A 15,953-nucleotide genomic window follows, 5' to 3' on the forward strand; every position below is an offset into this window, starting at 1 on the left:
AGGTGAAATCCGCCATGGGCCCGTTCGATATCGGGCGGGTCATGGCGGCGCTTCCGCACCGCTATCCCATGCTGTTGATCGATCGTGTCGAAAGCCTCGTGCCCGACACGTCGATCACGGCGATCAAGGCGGTGACGATCAACGAAGGCTTCTTCCAGGGGCACTTCCCCGGCCGCCCGATCATGCCGGGCGTGCTGATCGTCGAGGCGCTGGCACAGGCCGCTGGTGTTCTGGCGGTGGAAAGCCTGGGCCTCGCCGGATCGGGCAAGCTCGTCTATTTCATGGCGATCGACGGTGCCAAGTTCCGCAAGCCGGTCGAACCCGGCGTGCTGCTGCAACTGGAGGCGACCTTCGTCCAGAAGCGGGCCACCGTCTGCAAGTTCGCCGGTGTCGCCAAGGTCGACGGAAAGGTCGTTGCCGAGGCGAACTTCACCGCGATGATCGCCGATTCGCCGAAGGCCGACTGATCCTCGTTCGATACGGCGTTTGACCGTGCGGCGCCCGTTCGCTATGGGCGCCGCTTCGCATTCCCGGCTGGTCGGAACCAGCCACGCAGGAGCTACCACCATGAAGACCGATACCCATCCCGACTACCACATGATCAAGGTCCAGATGACCGACGGCACCGTGTTCGAAACCCGCTCCACCTGGGGCAAGGAAGGCGACACGATGCAGCTCGACATCGACCCGCTGGCGCACCCCGCCTGGACCGGTGGCCGTGGCCAGATGCTGGACGCGGGCGGCCAGGTCGCACGCTTCAACAAGCGTTTCGGTGGTGGCCTGACGCTGCGCAAGTAAGCGCCAAGGTCCTACGCTTCGGGAATGGCCCGGCTTCCACGAGGAAGCCGGGCCATTTTTGTTTGCGGACGGATCGGTCAGCGTACCCGTTTCACGAACAGGCGGCCGTCCGGGCGACGCTCGGTCTGGAAATTGGGTACGGCCTTGATAAGATCGGAAAGCTGGCGAAATCCGTAGTTGCGCGCGTCGAAGCTGGAGCGGTTGCCGGCCAGCTGGCCCATTGCAGAGAGGCTGACAAAGCCCCGGTCGTCGCGCTTGACCGAGGTATAGGCATCGATCAGCAGCTTCAGCAGATCCTCGTCCACTGGGCGGACCGCGCTCTCGGTTGTTCGTGCCTCGATCGGGGGCGGCAGCGACTCGGACAGCGGCACGTCGGCGGGGGAGGGCTTGGGCCGCTCGGTCAGTGCGGTCACGTCGATGAAGCGGGTGCAGGCCTGTCGGAATGCCTCCGGCGTGCGCGAACTGCCGAAGCCGTAGACGGGAATGCCATCCTGGCGGATGCGCATCGCCAGCGGCATGAAGTCGCTGTCCGAAGACATGATGCCGAACCCCTGAACCCGGCCGCGGAACAGCAGGTCCATCGCGTCGATCGTCATCTTCATGTCGGTGGCGTTCTTGCCCTTGGTCAGGTCGAACTGCTGTTGCGGCTCGATGCCATGCTTGACCGACATGTCGCGCCAGCCCTTCAGGCCGGGCTTGGACCAGTTGCCATAGGCTCGGCGGACGTTGACGGTGCCCAGCTCGGCCAGCACCGTCAGTACCGGATCAAGCGCGGACGGCGTGGCGTTGTCCGCATCGATCAGAAGCGCGATGTTACGCGCCGGTACGTCGTCCGCCATGGCCGTCCTTATTCGTTGCCGCCCCGCCGATCGGAGGGATAGGCCGTGTTGTTAGCAATCGCGCTTTCCTTTGTAACGCGGTCATGTGCTTCGGGGTCTTCGACCTCGCGGGTCAGGTCGTTCTGCGTCCCGACGTCCGTCGCTAGTCGCCCGCCCGCATGGCCGACTGCATTCGGCGAGCGTTCGGCGGCGTCGATGATCGCGCTGTCGTCATGATCACGCGCGCTGGTCGTGCGGGGATTTTCCATCGTCTCTCTCCTGTCGTTGCAGGGAGATAACCGGCGGTGGGACGGCCCCGTTCCTCAGGCCGCCGGGTAGGTGATGGCGATGACCTCATATTCCCGCTCGCCTGCGGGCAGATGGACCCGGCGCAGATCCCCGATCGCGGCCCCCCGTAGTGCCCGGGCGATCGGCGCGTTCCATCCGATGCGGCCCTGGCCCGCTTCCGCCTCGTCGTCGCCGACCAGCGTGAGGATGCGTTCCTGATCGTCCTCGTCGACGATGGTAGCGGTTGCACCGAACCAGATGCGCGTCCGGTCCTCCTGACGAACCGGGTCCACCACCTTGGCAGCCTTCATCCGCTTCGACAGCCAGCCGAGCCGCCGATCGATCTCGCGCAGCCTTTTGCGACCATAGATATAGTCGCCATTCTCCGATCGATCGCCATTGCCCGCCGCCCAGGCGATGGTATCGACCAGCCGGGGCCGCTCGGTGCCGAACAGTTGCTCATATTCGGCACGCAGCGCGGCGTATCCGGCCGGCGTGATGTAGTTGGGTCTGTCCGTCACGGCTCGTGCGATCAGCCCGGCCGCCCGGACTTGCCCAGATACCAGCTCAGCGGCGTCTTCGTGCCCCGGCTCTTGGCGCGCGCCGGGTTCATCAGATCGTACACCACCGCGTTTTCCAGCACACGCTGCACGTAATTGCGCGTTTCCATGTACGGAATCTGCTCGATCCAGTCGACGATGTCGATTGCTCCGGTGCGCGGGTCACCGTTCTGGCGCAGCCACTTGTTCACGTTGCCGCCGCCGGCATTATAGGCCGCGATCGCCAGCGGATAGCTGCCGTAATTGCCGAAGATCCGCTCGAAATAGCTGGAGCCGAGCTGGATCGACAGACTGGGGTCGGTGGTCAGCGCCGCGGGGGAGTAGGACAGGCCGATCTTGCCCGACTGTTCGGCGGCAGTGGCGGGCATCAACTGCATCAGCCCGCGCGCACCGGCATGGCTGACCGCGGCACGATCGAACTGGCTTTCCTGGCGCGCGATGGCGTGGATCAGCGTCCAGTTGCCTTCATAGCCCTGCGGCACCGGTACGGTGGGGAAGCCGGCGGCGGAATAATCGGTCAGGCCGTTCTGCATCGCGCTGCGTCCGACCATGACGGCCAGGTCCGGCCTTCCGATCTGACGCGACAGGTCGGCGGCGAGCCAGTGATCGGTTTCCGTCGTCGCATCGGCTGCGATCTGGCGAACGAATGCGCTTTGATCCTGATACTGGCCGATCTGGCCCAGGAAGCGGGCCGCGCGCACCACCTCGCGATTGGCGAAGGCTTGTTGGACCGCGGGGGCAATGGCCGGCGCGGCGATGGCCGGCGGCGCCGTCAAGGGCTGACCGGTGCGCTCCAGCGATAGCTGGCCGTAGAACTGATCGCGATAACCGGCTGCCTGAGCGTAGAACGCTGCGGCTTCGCTGGTGCGACCGGCGGCCTCGGCCGCGCGACCCGCCCAGTAGAAGCCCTTGGCGCGGGTCTGCGGCGACTGGCTGCCCCGGCCATAGCGTTCGAACAGCACCATCGCGTCGGCGGGACGGTTCAGCTTCATCGCCGTCTGCCCACCCAGCCATACCAGGCTGGTGTAATCGTCGCGCTCGCCATAGGGCTTGGTCGAGACGTCGGTGCCCGCGGGATAGGCGTCGTCCACCTGCCGCGCGATGTCATAGGCAGTCTGCAACTGATTGTCCGCGGCGGCCGCGCGCGCGTTGACGAGCAGTGCCTCATACCATTTCTCGACATTGCCCGGCCGGCTGGCGAGCGTGCGCGGGCGGGCAAGCCAGCCGCGGGCAGTGGGGCTGGCGCCGCTGTTGCGCAACCATGTCGCGCGGTCTGCGATGTAGCCGGGATCATTGGCGTAGAGCGCCTGTGTCGAGGCCGACAGGTCGGACGCATTGGCGGCATTGGTACGAAAGGCCAGCCGCGCCTCGAAGATCGGGCGCTTTGCCGTGCTGGTGAAGCCGATCTGGCGGGCGGCAACGCTGGTCGCGCCCTGCCACAGCAGCGCATCCATCCGCTGGTCGTGATCGTCGGGCGTCAGCGCGCTGCCGAAGCTGGACAGGACCAGGGCCTCGTCGGTCGGGGACAGCGGACCACGGCGCCACGCGGCGCGGGCGGCCTTAGCTGCCTCCGCAGTGGCGCCCGTCGTCTGCAGTGCGCGGGCAAAGGCGACGCCGCCTGCGGCACTTTGTGGCGGGAAGCGCCGGAAATAGGCGACGATATTGGCGGGCGCTGCGGTAAAGTTTGCCGCCTGCCGCTCCGCTGCGCGCCGGTTGCTCGTCTCGCCCGGCCAGCCGGGATGCGCCATCAGGAAGCCGGCATAGCTGTCGAAGGGTAGCGAATCGGTCTGTTGCAGCGCGCGCCATTGCGCGAGTGCCGCGGCGATCGTGCCATCGGCGGGCATCGCGCTGGCGGTCTGGGCACTGGGCGGCATGTTCGCCATCTGCGTGCGGTAGCGGTCGAGCTGATCCTGCGACTGGCTGTTCTGTTGGGGAGGAAGGGCCACGCCGGCAAAGGCCGCCAGCATCATCACGGGTTTCAAAGCAGTCACCATGCTGGACAGAATAAGGCCCCGACCCGTACATGTCCTGAACAAATTGGCCTATCAGTGCAGCAGGAGCGCATTTTCTTCCATGTTCTCAGGATCGATTCCCGCACTGGTGACGCCGTTCGCGGACACGGGCGACCATGTTGGTGGCGCGTTTGACGAGGGGGTGTTTCGGGCCTTTGTCGAGTGGCAGATCGAGCAGGGGTCGACCGCGCTGGTCGCGTGCGGGACGACGGGCGAGGCGGCGACCATGCCGAAGGACGAGCATTTCCGCGTGGTGCGGGCCTGTGTCGAGCAGGCGGCGGGGCGGGTGCCGGTGATCGCGGGCGCCGGTTCGAACGACACCGGCGTGGCGGCGGCGAATCTCCAGGCGGCCAAGGATGCAGGGGCGGACGCCGCACTGATGGTGCCGCCTTATTACAACCGGCCGAGCCAGGAGGGGATCGCACGCCACTTCGCGGTGCTCGCCGAGCGGTCGCCGCTGCCGATCGTGCTCTACAATGTGCCCGGCCGCACCGTGACCGATATCCAGCCGGCGACGCTTATCCGCATCGTATCAGCCGCACCGGAGATCTTCGTCGGCGTGAAGGACGCCAGCGGCGTGCTCGCCCGCGTGTCGCAACACCGCGCCGGCCTGGGCGAGGGCTTCTGCCAGTTGTCGGGCAACGACGATCTGGCGCTGGCGTTCAACGCGATGGGCGGGGTGGGGTGCATCTCGGTCACCGCCAATGTCGCGCCGCGCCTGTGCGCGGATTTCCAGGCGGCCTGTGCAGCCGGAGACGGGGCGCGGGCCTTGGCGCTGCATGACAAGCTGTTCCCGCTGCACGACGCGATGTTCACCGATGCCTCGCCGGGGCCGGTGAAGTACGCATTGTCGCGCGTGTGGCCTGACATGCCGATGGGCCTGCGTTTGCCGATGACCTGGCCGTCGGACGCTGCCCGTGCAGCGGTCGATGCTGCGCTGGCGCATGCGGGGTTGGTGTAAGGCAGGATTGTTGGTTCACGCGAAGCCGCGAAGCCGCGAAGAAGAAGTTATGGGTTCACGCGGAGACGCGGAGACGCGGAGAGTGGCACTAGCGGCCTTGAGGCGTGTCCTCTCGATCGGGAGACGATCGCGGACGTCGACGAGGATCGGGAGCCTTCGGCTCGAGATATTCTCCGCGCCTCCGCGCCTCCGCGTGAACACATCGTCTTCGCGTCTTCGCGTGAACAAAACTTCTACGAACGCGCCATCATCCCGCCCAAATCATAGCGCAGCCTGCACAACACCACAGGGGCGGGAGACCCATGCGATGTTGCCCACGCTGCTGTTCGGCCTGCAAGCGGTGTCCGGCCCGGTGCTGCCCGTGCCGAAGGTCCTGCGCGCCGCGCCGGGCTGCGACCGATCGGCGGACGGGGACGAGGTCGTCGTGTGCGCCCGCACCGATCAGCCCGATCGCCTGAAACCGGTGCCCGAGCGCTACACCGAGCCGACCATTCCCAAGGCGGAGGTCCGCGTGTTCGGCAACGCCAGGCTGTCCGCCGAAACCGAACAGGCCGGCGTCGGCGGTTTTCCCAGCAACCGGGCGATGATGCGGCTGAAAATCCCGTTCTGATCCCACCCCGTGTCGCGCGCCCGCTTTTCACGGGGCCTGCGACCGCCTACATCCCCGGTCCCATGCGTCCCAAACCCCGTACCTTCGACAAGAAGAAGATCGTTGCCGAGAACCGGCGCGCCCGCTTCGATTATGCCATCGACACGACGTACGAGGCAGGCATCGCCCTGACCGGTACGGAGGTGAAGTCGCTCCGTTTCGGCGAAGGCTCGATCGCGGAGTCCTATGCCGAAGTGAAGGGCAGCGAGGTGTGGCTGATCAACAGCAACGTGCCCGAATTCAGCCATGGCAACCGCTTCAATCATGAAGCGAAGCGCCCGCGTAAACTCCTCCTTCACGAGCGGGAGATCAACAAGCTCCACGGGGCGGTCGCGCGCGAGGGGATGACCCTGGTGCCGCTGACCGTATATTTCAATTCGCAAGGACGCGCGAAGGTGGAACTGGCACTGGCCAAGGGCAAGAAGGCGCACGACAAGCGCGAAACGATCAAGGAGCGCGACTGGAAGCGCGAGCAGGGCCGTATCCTGCGCGACCGGGGCTGATGGCCAGCGCGGCGCCCACCATGTGGTCCCGCACCGTCGCGTGGATGCGGCGCAACATGCCGACGCGCGACAGCATGGAGCAGAGCCGCCTGCTCCGCCCCGTCGCCCACCGCGTGCTGGCGCCCGAACTGTGGCGCTTCACCCGCCGGTCGGTGCCGCGCGGCGTGGCGCTGGGCATGGTGGCGGGGTTCCTGTTCCCGGTCGCACAGATCGCCATCGCCGCCCTGTTCGCGCTGCCGGCGCGCGCAAACGTGCCGGTCGCGGCGCTGACCACCTTTATCACCAATCCGCTGACCACGCCGATCCTGTGGTACATCGCCTATCAGATCGGGCATTGGCTGCTTCGCACCGATACGCCGCTGATCGCGCAGCCGGTGGCGGAAACCGCGACCGGCTGGCTGCAATGGGCGACCGGCGCGTTCCACTGGCTGTGGGAGCAGGGGCCTGCCTTCGGCCTGGGGCTGTGCGTGCTGACCGCGGCGTGCGCGATACTGGGCTATGCCGGCACCGCGCTCGGCTGGCGCCTGTGGATCGCGCACAAATGGCGGGTGCGCCACCGTCTGGGCCATCGCTGCGAAAAATAAGGTCGCAAGCCTTGCCGTAAATCTATTGGAGCGGCCGTGCTACCCGGTTAGAACACGCAGCATCGAAGCGCCTTCATGTAAAAGGACCGTTGATGCGTACGTCGATTCTCGTCGCCTGCCTGCTCGCCTCTACCGCCGCATTCGCGCAAAGCCAGACCAACCAGACCCGCACCGTGGGCAAGGCGGCGACCGGCCCGGTCGCCCCCGCCAGCGCGAACAAGCCGCAGATCGGCGACTTCGGCTTCGACATGGCCGGCCGCGACCTGAGCGTGAAGCCGGGTACCGACTTCTTCGATCATTCCAGCGGCACCTGGTACAAGGCGACCGAGATCCCCGCGGATCGCTCGTCCTATGGCATGTTCCACGTCCTCCAAGACCTGTCGCTGGAGCGGACGCGGACCATCCTCGACGAAGCGGCCAAGCGTCCGGGCGACAAGGTCGGTGATTTCTACACCAGCTTCATGGACGAGGCGGCGGTGAACGCGAAGGGCGTCGCCCCCGTCAAGCCGATGATCGCCACGCTGGCCGGCGCCAAGGACAAGACCGCGCTGGTGCAGGCGATGGCCGCACTCCAGCGGCAGGGGGTTGGCGGTCTGTTCGGCACCTATGTCGGCCAGGACGACAAGGCGCCCGACACCTATATCGTCAGCTTCGGCCAGTCGGGCCTCGGCCTGCCCGACCGCGACTATTATCTGAAGGACGATGCCAAGCTGGCGGCGATCCGCACCGCATACCAGGCCTATCTGGCGCAGATGCTGACGCTGGCGGGCGAGCCGAACGCGCAGGCACGCGCCGCCGCCGTGTTCAACCTGGAAAAGGCGATCGCGACCGCGCACTGGACGCGCATCGAGAGCCGCGACGCGGACAAGACCTACAACAAGTGGACCGCGGCCGACTTCGCCGCCAAGGCGCCGGGCTTCCCCTGGGCGCAATATATGACCGCGCTCGGCACCGCCAAGCGCCCGGCCTATCTGGTGGCGCAACCCAGCGCGATCACCGGCGAGGCGAAGGCCTTTGCCGATGCGCCGCTGCCGGTCCTCAAGGACTTTGCGACGCTGAAGGTGCTGCGCGCCTATGCGCCCTATCTGTCGACCAATTTTGACAAGGCGAACTTCGCTTTCTACGGCACCACCCTGTCGGGCACGCCCGAGCAGCAGGTCCGCTGGAAGCGCGGCGTCAGCCTGGTGTCGGGCGGCATGGGCGAAGCGATCGGCCAGCAATATGTCGCGAAGTATTTCCCGCCGGAATCGAAGGCCGCGGCCGACGATCTGGTGAAGAACGTCATCGCCGCGATGGGCGAGCGGCTGCGCAATCTGGAATGGATGGCGCCCGAGACCAAGACGAAGGCGCTGGCCAAGCTCGCCGCCTTCACGCCCAAAATCGGCTATCCCGACCATTGGCGCGATTATTCGGCGCTGCAGATCCGCCGCGACGATCTGGTCGGCAATGTGGCGCGCTCCAACGCGTTCGAATATCAGCGCGACCTGAACAAGCTGGGCAAGCCGATCGATCGGGCCGAATGGTTCATGACGCCGATGACCATCAACGCCTATGCCAACCCGACGATGAACGAGATCGTCTTCCCGGCCGCGATCCTCCAGCCGCCCTTCTTCGATCCGAAGGCGGACCCGGCGGTGAATTACGGCGGCATCGGCGCGGTGATCGGTCACGAAATCAGCCATCATTTCGACGATCAGGGCCGCAAGTACGACGCGACCGGCAAGCTGACCGACTGGTGGACGCCGCAGGATGTGGAGCGCTTCAAGAGCTTCACGGACAAGCTGGTCGCGCAATATGACGCCTATGAGCCGATCCCCGGCCAGCATGTTCAGGGCGGGCTGACGTTGGGCGAGAATATCGCCGATCTCGCCGGTCTGACCGTGGCACTGGATGCGTATCACAAGTCGCTGGGCGGCAAGCCGGCGCCGGTGATCGACGGCACGACGGGCGACCAGCGCTTCTATTATGGCTGGGCGCAGGTGTGGCGCACCAAGTTCCGCGAGCCGGCGCTGCGCCAGGCGCTGCTCTCCGACCCGCATGCACCGGGCCATCAGCGCGTGCTGACCGTGCGCAACCTGGACCCGTGGTATGCTTCGTTCGACGTGAAGCCGGGCACGGCGCTGTTCCTGACGCCCGAACAGCGCGTCCGCATCTGGTAATGCCCGCACCCCTCTCCCTTTGGGGAGGGGGGTGACTGGCGGGGCTGCCGGGCGGCGCCAGGCGCGGCGGGGCAGCCCCGGCCTCCTTCCGGCCCTACGGCTCTACGCCGTTCGCGCTTGACCGGCATCCTTCGCCATCGGAAGACATGATCCATGGCGACGCTGGCCCCCACCCGAACGCTTTCCCCCATCCAGACCGCCTTGCTCGTCACGATCGGGACGGGGCTGCTGGCGGCGATCCTCGTGTTCGCGGTGGTCGGCAGCTGGCCGTTTGCCGCCGGTTTTCTGGGAACCGGGCTGGTCGTCGGCGGCGGCGTGGTGGCGTGGCGGCTGTTGTCGCCCGCGCAAGCCACGGAGCGCCGCGCGCTCGACTGGGATTTTACCCGCGTGGTCGCCGATACCAGTGACGATGCGATCGCGGTCACCGACCGTGCCGGTCGACTGGTCTGCGCCAACGATGCCTATGAGGCGCTGTTTCCCGGCTCGCCCACCCCACCGGGTCTGCCCATCGATGGCGAGGGCGTCGCCGCGCTGACCCAGGCCGGCCGGGTGGCATGGCGCGATGGGCTGGGGCGCGCCGATCGCCTGCTGGCGAACGGGGTGCGGGTATCGGCACTCGTGACACGGGCGGGGGACGAGGCGGACATGCTCGTCTGGCGCTTCGTGGTCGCGGTCGAGCAGGATCTGGCGCAGATGGTCGAGGCGCTGATCGCGGGCAAGGACGGCGACCGGTTCGGCGCGGCGGGGATCATGGCGGCGGTGGTCGGCCCCGATGGGCGGGTGCGCGCCGCCAACCGCGTGCTGGCCGCGCGCGCCCTGGGGCGGGCCGAGGGCAGCATCGCCGGTCGCGACTTCGCGCGCTTCCTGATCACCGACAGCCGCGGCCTGCTGCGCTTCGAGCGCGAGGGGCTGGACGGCTCGCCACTGCGGCTGATCCAGGTGCCCTTTGTGGAAGGGGACGGTGCGCCGATGCTCGTCGCGCTGATCGACGAGGAGGAGGATGCCGCCCCCGCCATCGGCGCGAGCGCGACGCAGCATGTCCGCACGCTGGTCGCGCTGATGCCGTTCGGCATGGCGCTGGTCGATCGCGACGGGCGCTTTCTGCAGATGAACGACGCCTTTATGCGGGCAGCCGGGGTGACTGCCGCGGCGCCGCCGCTCTATCCGGGCGATCTGGTGGTGCGCGAGGACAAGGGCGCGGTTGCCGATGCGATCCGGCGCTTTGCCGGGGGCGCGACGCATTCCGCCGACATGGCGGTGCGCCTGAAGGACCATCCCGACGAGCCCGTGGCGCTGACCATCGCCGGTGCGCGGGGGCTGGGCGACGCGTCCGTGCTGCTCAGCCTGAAGGATAATTCGGAGGAAAGCCGCCTGAAGCGCGAGGTGGCGCAGGCGACGAAGATGCAGGCGGTGGGCCAGCTTGCCGGCGGTGTCGCGCACGATTTCAACAACATCCTGACCGCGATCATCGGCCACTGCGACCTGATGATGATGCGCCATTCGCCCGGCGACAGCGATTATGACGACATCCAGCAGATCCGCTCCAATTCCAACCGCGCCGCCGCGCTGACCCGCCAGTTGCTCGCCTTTTCCCGCCAGCAGACGCTCAGGCCGCAGGTGCTGCAACTGCCCGACGTGGTGTCGGAGGTGTCGAACCTCCTGAAGCGCCTGATGGGCGAGACGGTGCGGTTGGACGTCAGCCATGGCCGCAACCTGGGGCCGGTACGTGCCGATCCGGGACAATTGGAACAGGTGATCGTCAACCTGGCGGTCAATGCACGCGACGCGATCGTGCAGGCGAACGGGCCTTCGGGCGGCACCCTGACCATCCAGACGCGCAGCATATCCGCCGACGATGTCCGCGCGATGGCCTCCGACATACTGCCGGTCGGCGACTATACCGCGCTGATCGTCAGCGACACCGGCGCCGGTATTCCCGCCGATGTGCTGCCCAAGATCTTCGAGCCGTTCTTCACCACCAAGGAACTGGGCAAGGGGACCGGGCTCGGCCTGTCGACCGTCTATGGCATCGTCAAACAATCGGGCGGCTGGATCTTTGCGGACTCCCGTCCGGGGCAGGGGGCGACCTTCTCCATCTACCTGCCGATCCATGCCGCGCCCGCAGTACCGCAACCCAAGCCACTGAGTTCGCGCGCGCCCACCCGCCCGGCCGACCTGTGGGGAACCGGCATCGTGCTTCTCGTCGAGGACGAGGACATGGTCCGCGCAGTCGCCGAGCGTGCCCTGACCCGGCAGGGCTATACGGTAAAGGCCGCCGAGCATGGCGAGGCGGCGCTGGAGATGCTGGCGGCGATGGACAAGCCCGACCTGCTGATCTCCGACGTGGTGATGCCGACGATGGACGGCCCCACCATGGTCCGCCAGGTGCGCCTGCGTTATCCCGACCTGCCGGTGCTGTTCATGTCGGGCTATGCTGAGGAGCAACTGCGCCGTTCGATTGACATCGACAATGTCGCATTCCTGCCCAAGCCCTTCTCCGTCCAGCAACTTGCCGAGGCGACGCGCGCCGTGCTGTTGCAACAAGGCACTGGCGGTTCTGCAAATCCGTGATAAGGGCAGGCACGATGAACGACCCTGTCCAGATCCTCATCGTCGAGGACGAGCCCCTGATCGCCATGATGCTCGAGGATTTCCTCGACATCCTCGACAAGCAGGTCGCGGGCACCGCCGACAGCGTCGAGGACGCGATCGCGCGGGTGGAGGCGGGCGGCATCGACGCTGCGATCCTGGACGTCAACCTGCGCGGCGGTGAAAAGAGCACCCCGGTCGCCGAACTGCTGGCCGAGCGCGGCGTCCCCTTCGTCTTCGCCACCGGCGGCAGCGACGATTCGGTAGACGAACGTTTCCGCGACCGCCCCCGTTTGCAGAAGCCGTTCACGATGGACGGCGTCGCAAAGGCGCTTGGCGAGCTGTAAGCCGCCATCGCCGGATTTCCGGCGTTCTGTATATCGGAAGTGCCTCTCCGTGACGGGGAAGGGCTCGGCGCCTCGTTGCGCGCTGCGATCGAAGAATCTGGGCGAAAAGCATCATCTTTGACGCTCCGTGGCTTTGCAGGAGCGCAGTTCCAGCCGGCTTGTGTGAAACAAGCTTGCGTTTGGGGGTCCTTGCGCGACATAGGGCTACGCCATGACCCACCAGTTCGATAAATCCCGCCTGCCGTCGCGCCATGTCTCCGTCGGTCCCGAGCGCGCTCCGCATCGCAGCTATTATTATGCGATGGGCATCACCGAGGAGGATATCGCCAAGCCGTTCGTGGCGCTGGCGTCGGCGGGCAATAACTCCGCGCCGTGCAATACGACGCTGGACGCGCAGGCCGATGCCGCGCAGGGCGGCGTGATCCGCGGCGGCGGCATGCCGCGTCGTTTCAACACGATCACCGTGACCGACGGCATCGCCATGGGCCATCAGGGCATGAAGGCCTCGCTGGTCAGTCGCGAGGTCATCGCCGACTCGGTCGAGCTGTCGGTGCGCGGCCACTGCTACGACGCGTTGGTCGGCTTTGCGGGGTGCGACAAGTCGCTGCCCGGCATGATGATGGCGATGCTGCGCCTGAACATCCCGTCGATCTTCGTCTATGGCGGATCGATCCTGCCCGGCCGCTTCCACGACAAGGACGTGACCGTCGTCGACGTGTTCGAGGCGGTGGGCCAGCACGCCGCGGGCAATTGCCCGCTCCAGCAGTTGATCGAGCTGGAAAAGGTCGCCTGCCCCGGCCACGGCGCGTGCGGCGGACAGTTCACCGCCAACACCATGGCCTGCGTGGGCGAGGCGATCGGCCTGTCGCTGCCCAATTCGAACATGATGCCCGCACCCTTTCTCGACCGCCACGGCATCGCCGAGGCCGCGGGCGAGCAGGTGATGGCCCTGGTCGCGAAGAACATCCGCCCGCGCGACATCTGCACCCGCGAAGCGTTCGAGAATGCCGCCCGCGTCGTCGCGGCCACCGGCGGATCGACCAATGCCGCGCTGCACCTGCCGGCGATGGCGAACGAAGCGGGGATCGACTTTGACCTGCACGACGTGGCCGAGACGTTCAAGACCACGCCATACATCGCCGACCTGAAGCCCGGCGGCAAATATGTCGCCAAGGACATGTACGAGGCGGGCGGCGTCTACATGCTGATGAAGACGCTGCTCGCCGGTGGTTATCTGCACGGCGACTGCATGACCGTGACCGGCAAGACGCTGGCCGAGAATATCGACGAGGTCACCTGGAACCCCGACCAGAAGGTGATCTACGACGTCAAGGCGCCGATCACCCCGACCGGCGGCGTCGTCGGTCTTCGCGGATCGCTGGCACCCGAGGGCGCGATCGTGAAGGTCGCCGGCATGAAGCGCCTGCAGTTCGAAGGGCCGGCGCGCGTCTTCGACTGCGAGGAGGACGCCTTCGCCGCGGTCGAGGCGCGGATGATCGAGGACGGCGAGGTCGTGGTGATCCGCTATGAGGGGCCCAAGGGCGGCCCCGGTATGCGCGAGATGCTGTCCACCACCGCCGCGCTTTATGGCCTGGGCATGGGCGAGAAGGTTGCGCTCATCACCGATGGCCGCTTTTCGGGTGCGACCCGCGGCTTCTGCATCGGCCACGTCGGGCCGGAGGCGGCGGACGGCGGCCCGATCGCGCTGGTCGAGAATGGCGATGCCGTTCGTATCGATGCAGAGGCCGGGACGATCGATCTGCTGGTCGACGATGCCGTGCTGGCCGATCGTCGCGCCCGCTGGACCATGCGGCAGAATGATTATCAGTCGGGCGTGCTGTGGCGCTATGCGCGCAATGTGGGGCCGGCCTATAAGGGGGCGGTCACCCATCCGGGAGCGAGCGCCGAAACCCATGTCTATGCGGATATCTGATCGGGCGTCTGCCCTGCTTCTGCTCGCGCTGGCCGGCTGTTCGTCCGGCGAGACGCCGTCGGGCGAGGCGATCCCGGCGGCGGATGCGGACCGCATCCCCTGCGCCCGCAGCAACGCGCCGCTGGAGCCGAATTGTACCGTCGAGCGGATGGTGGACGGCGAGGGTCTGGTACTGACCGTGCGTCACGGCGATGGCGGCTTCCACCGCCTGCGCGTAACGAACGACGGTCGCGGCGTAGTCGCCGCCGATGGCGCCGAGCCGGCGCGCGTCACGGTGGTGGGCGCCGACGGGATCGACGTGTCGATCGGTCAGGACCGCTACCGCCTGCCCGCGACGATCAAGGGCGCATGATCCCGCTGGACGGCCAGCCGATCCTGACCGCGGGGGAGATGCGCGCTGCCGAGGAGGCGGCGATGGCGGCCGGGACCAGCGTCGATACGCTGATGGAGCGGGCGGGCGAGGGGGTCGCGGTCGCCGTGCACCGTCTGGCGGCGGGGGCGGACATCCTGATCCTGTGCGGCCCCGGCAATAATGGCGGTGACGGCTATGTCGCCGCCGCCGCGCTGCACCGCATGGGCGCGGCAGTGCGCGTCGCCGCGTCCGGCGCGCCGGCAAGTCCCGCCGCGATCCGTGCGGCGGCCCGGTGGCACGGCCCGGTCGAGGCGCTGGCACAGGCGGAACCCGCCACCATCCTGGTCGATGCGCTGTTCGGCACGGGTCTGTCGCGGCCGCTGGTCGACGAGGTCGCCGCACCGCTCCACCGCCTTGCCCATGCCGCGCGGTTGCGGATTGCGGTGGACGTGCCAAGCGGGATCGGCAGCGATGACGGCGCGGTGCTGGGCGCAGCGACCTGCGACATCACGCTGGCGCTTGGTGCTGCCAAGCCTGCGCATCTGCTGCAACCCGCAGCACAGGCCTGCGGCACGGTGCGGCTGATCCCGATCGGCGTGCCGGTCGTCAGCCACACCCACGTCCTCTCAAGCCCACTCCCTTCCGGGGAGAGGGACATGGCTTGCGTAGCGCCTTCCATTACCCTTCCCGAACCCGGCCCCGACTCGCACAAATACACCCGCGGCATGGTCGCCATCGTCGCCGGTGGCATGGCGGGCGCCTCCGAACTGGCCGGCCTCGCCGCGATGCGCGCCGGTGCCGGCTACGTCCTCCATCTGGGCGAAGGGCAGGGTGCCCCGCACGCGCTGGTCCGCAAGCCATTCTCCGCCGAGGCGTTGCAGGACGCGCGTATCGGCGCGATCGTCGTCGGTCCCGGTCTTGGCCGCGACGATGCCGCACGCCGCATGCTGGACGCCAGCCTTGCCGCGCATCGCCCGCTCCTCATCGATGGCGACGCATTGCGCCTGATCGATGCCACGACGATCCCCGCGGGCAGCATCCTGACCCCGCATGCCGGCGAATTTGCCCATCTCTTCGGGCAGGAGGGCGACAAGATCACCCGCACCCGCCGCGCCGCGGCGCAGACCGGTGCCGTCATCGTCCACAAGGGACCGGACACCGTGATCGCCGCACCCGATGGACGGGTCATGGTCGCGGGTGAGGGAAGTCCCTGGCTTTCCACCGCCGGCACGGGCGACGTGCTGGCCGGTGCGATCGGGGCGATGCGCGCCGCCGGGCTCGATCCCTTTGCCGCAGCGGGGGCCGGGGTGTGGCTCCACGGTGCCGCGGCGCGGCGATTGGGACCTGCCTTTATCGCCGACGACTTGGCAGACGCGCTCTCCGCCGTCAGAGGCTGATCG

At 67.4% G+C, this 15,953-nt stretch carries 16 protein-coding genes; 12 read left to right on the forward strand and 4 right to left on the reverse strand.

The window, feature by feature from the left end:
• Positions 1–14: 14 nt before the first annotated feature.
• Positions 15–467, forward strand: coding sequence for a 3-hydroxyacyl-ACP dehydratase FabZ (gene fabZ, locus OXR08_RS07340; RefSeq protein WP_267349114.1), 453 nt, complete (start codon positions 15–17; stop codon positions 465–467).
• Between the two features lie 100 nt (positions 468–567).
• Positions 568–798, forward strand: a complete 231-nt coding sequence (gene rpmE, locus OXR08_RS07345; RefSeq protein WP_112382645.1) for a 50S ribosomal protein L31 — start codon at positions 568–570, stop codon at positions 796–798.
• 77 nt (positions 799–875) lie between these two features.
• On the opposite strand, the gene OXR08_RS07350 is transcribed toward rpmE, so the two are convergent.
• From OXR08_RS07350 to OXR08_RS07365, 4 genes are read right to left on the reverse strand one after another with little or no spacing between them, the layout of a single operon-like run.
• Positions 876–1,637 carry an NYN domain-containing protein gene (locus OXR08_RS07350; protein ID WP_112382402.1) on the reverse strand — a complete coding sequence of 254 codons (762 nt, stop codon included), beginning with the start codon at positions 1,635–1,637 and terminating at the stop codon, positions 876–878.
• An 8-nt stretch (positions 1,638–1,645) separates the two neighbouring features.
• Positions 1,646–1,885, reverse strand: a complete 240-nt coding sequence (locus OXR08_RS07355) for a hypothetical protein (RefSeq protein ID WP_267349058.1) — start codon at positions 1,883–1,885, stop codon at positions 1,646–1,648.
• 54 nt (positions 1,886–1,939) lie between these two features.
• Positions 1,940–2,425, reverse strand: coding sequence for a transcription elongation factor GreB (gene greB / locus OXR08_RS07360; protein ID WP_267349060.1), 486 nt, complete (start codon positions 2,423–2,425; stop codon positions 1,940–1,942).
• Positions 2,426–2,436: 11 nt separating this feature from the next.
• Positions 2,437–4,458: a lytic transglycosylase domain-containing protein gene (locus OXR08_RS07365; RefSeq protein WP_267349062.1), complete on the reverse strand. Its 2,022-nt coding sequence runs from the start codon at positions 4,456–4,458 to the stop codon at positions 2,437–2,439.
• Positions 4,459–4,537: 79 nt separating this feature from the next.
• On the opposite strand from OXR08_RS07365, the gene dapA reads away from it, so the two are divergent.
• The 10 genes from dapA (at position 4,538) to OXR08_RS07415 (ending at position 15,950) form a co-directional block, all read left to right on the forward strand.
• Positions 4,538–5,437, forward strand: a complete 900-nt coding sequence (gene dapA / locus OXR08_RS07370) for a 4-hydroxy-tetrahydrodipicolinate synthase (protein ID WP_267349064.1) — start codon at positions 4,538–4,540, stop codon at positions 5,435–5,437.
• 307 nt (positions 5,438–5,744) lie between these two features.
• Complete coding sequence (locus OXR08_RS07375) at positions 5,745–6,047, forward strand: hypothetical protein (RefSeq protein WP_112382397.1); 303 nt, start codon at positions 5,745–5,747, stop codon at positions 6,045–6,047.
• 62 nt (positions 6,048–6,109) lie between these two features.
• Positions 6,110–6,589, forward strand: coding sequence for an SsrA-binding protein SmpB (smpB, locus tag OXR08_RS07380; RefSeq protein ID WP_112382396.1), 480 nt, complete (start codon positions 6,110–6,112; stop codon positions 6,587–6,589).
• The gene (locus OXR08_RS07385) at positions 6,589–7,173 is read left to right on the forward strand and encodes a DUF2062 domain-containing protein (RefSeq protein WP_267349068.1); all 585 of its coding nucleotides are present in this window, start codon (positions 6,589–6,591) and stop codon (positions 7,171–7,173) included. The genes smpB and OXR08_RS07385 overlap by 1 nt, the downstream gene beginning before the upstream one ends.
• Before the next feature lie 92 nt (positions 7,174–7,265).
• The gene (locus tag OXR08_RS07390; RefSeq protein ID WP_267349070.1) at positions 7,266–9,332 is read left to right on the forward strand and encodes a M13-type metalloendopeptidase; all 2,067 of its coding nucleotides are present in this window, start codon (positions 7,266–7,268) and stop codon (positions 9,330–9,332) included.
• Positions 9,333–9,485: 153 nt separating this feature from the next.
• A complete protein-coding gene (locus OXR08_RS07395) occupies positions 9,486–11,903 on the forward strand; it encodes a PAS domain-containing sensor histidine kinase (protein ID WP_267349072.1) in 2,418 nt (805 codons plus the stop codon).
• A 14-nt stretch (positions 11,904–11,917) separates the two neighbouring features.
• Positions 11,918–12,268, forward strand: a complete 351-nt coding sequence (locus tag OXR08_RS07400) for a response regulator (RefSeq protein WP_112382393.1) — start codon at positions 11,918–11,920, stop codon at positions 12,266–12,268.
• Between the two features lie 211 nt (positions 12,269–12,479).
• The gene (gene ilvD, locus OXR08_RS07405; protein ID WP_267349076.1) at positions 12,480–14,201 is read left to right on the forward strand and encodes a dihydroxy-acid dehydratase; all 1,722 of its coding nucleotides are present in this window, start codon (positions 12,480–12,482) and stop codon (positions 14,199–14,201) included.
• Positions 14,182–14,553: a hypothetical protein gene (locus OXR08_RS07410; protein WP_267349078.1), complete on the forward strand. Its 372-nt coding sequence runs from the start codon at positions 14,182–14,184 to the stop codon at positions 14,551–14,553. The genes ilvD and OXR08_RS07410 overlap by 20 nt, the downstream gene beginning before the upstream one ends.
• Positions 14,550–15,950, forward strand: a complete 1,401-nt coding sequence (locus OXR08_RS07415) for an NAD(P)H-hydrate dehydratase (RefSeq protein ID WP_267349080.1) — start codon at positions 14,550–14,552, stop codon at positions 15,948–15,950. The genes OXR08_RS07410 and OXR08_RS07415 overlap by 4 nt, the downstream gene beginning before the upstream one ends.
• The last annotated feature ends 3 nt before the right edge of the window (positions 15,951–15,953 follow it).

The organism is Sphingomonas sp. GM_Shp_2 (assembly GCF_026540875.1).
Taxonomy (GTDB): domain Bacteria; phylum Pseudomonadota; class Alphaproteobacteria; order Sphingomonadales; family Sphingomonadaceae; genus Sphingomonas; species Sphingomonas carotinifaciens.